This window comes from Micromonospora sp. D75 (assembly GCF_018070405.1).
Classification (GTDB): Bacteria; Actinomycetota; Actinomycetes; order Mycobacteriales; family Micromonosporaceae; genus Micromonospora; species Micromonospora chalcea.
Window position 1 is genome coordinate 1 of the sequence record NZ_JAGPXV010001032.1, and the last position, 1,090, is coordinate 1,090.

The 1,090-nt window shown below is 77.0% G+C and carries 1 protein-coding gene; it reads right to left on the reverse strand.

What is annotated here, in order from left to right:
• Nucleotides 1-59: 59 nt before the first annotated feature.
• Nucleotides 60-1,090, reverse strand: a 1,031-nt coding sequence (locus KBX39_RS31745; RefSeq protein ID WP_247660812.1) for an iron ABC transporter permease, incomplete at its 5' end; no start/stop codon positions are given.

Genomic DNA, 1,090 nt, shown 5'->3' on the forward strand with positions numbered 1-1,090 from the left:
GGCGGGCGCCGGGCGCGGCGGACGGGCGGCGGCGAACCGGCGCGGTGTACGCGGAAGGCTCATCCCCAGCCTCCGGCCCGGTCGCGGGTGCGGCGCAGCAGCCAGAAGAACGCCGGGCCGCCGATGACCGCGGTGAGCACGCCGAGGGGCAGCTCCTGGTGTTCGACGAGGGTACGCGCCGCGAGGTCGGCGCCGATCACCACGACGGCCCCGCCGAGCGCGCTGGCGACCAGCAGCACCCGGTGGCCCGGTCCGGCGACCATCCGGATCAGGTGCGGCACGACCAGTCCGACGAAGCTGATGATGCCGGTGAACGCGACAGCGGCGGCGCCGAGCAGCGCGGTGACGACGATCAGCCGCAGCCGCAGGCGTTCGGTGTTCACGCCGAGGTGCCGGGCGGCGGGTTCGCCGAGCGCGAGCAGGTCGAGCCGGCGCGCGTCGGCGCAGGCGACGGCGAGGCCGACGAGCAGGCACGGCGCGGCGAGACCGACGGCCGTCCAACTGGCCTGGGCGAGGCTGCCGAGGTTCCAGAACGCGATGGCCTGCACGCCGGACTGGTCGGTGACGAACATGAGCAGCCCGATCACCGAGCCGGCGACCGCGTTGACCGCGACGCCGGTCAGCACCAGCGTCACCACCTCGGTCCGGCCGCCGGAGCGGGCCAGCGCGTACACCAGGTAGGTGGTGGCGAGGCCGCCGGCGAAGGCGGCGAGCGGCACGGTCCATCCGCCCAGGACGGTGACGCCGGTGACGATGGCCAGGGCGGCGCCGACGGCGGCGCCGGCCGACACCCCGATGACGCCGGGCTCGGCGAGCGGGTTGCCGAAGACGCCCTGCATGACCGCGCCGGCGCAGCCGAGGGCGGCGCCGACGACGGCCGCCAGCAGCACCCGGGGGAAGCGGACGATCCAGAGCGCGTTCTCGCCCTGCGCCGCCGACGGCAGCGGACCGAGGTCCAGCCCGAGGCGGTGCAGCACGGAGCCGAGCACCTCGGCGGGGGAGATCGCCACCTGGCCGCGCCCGGCGGCCAGCAGGGCGACGAGCACGAGGGCGGCGCCGAGCCCGGCCACCAGGACGGCGCCCCGCCGGC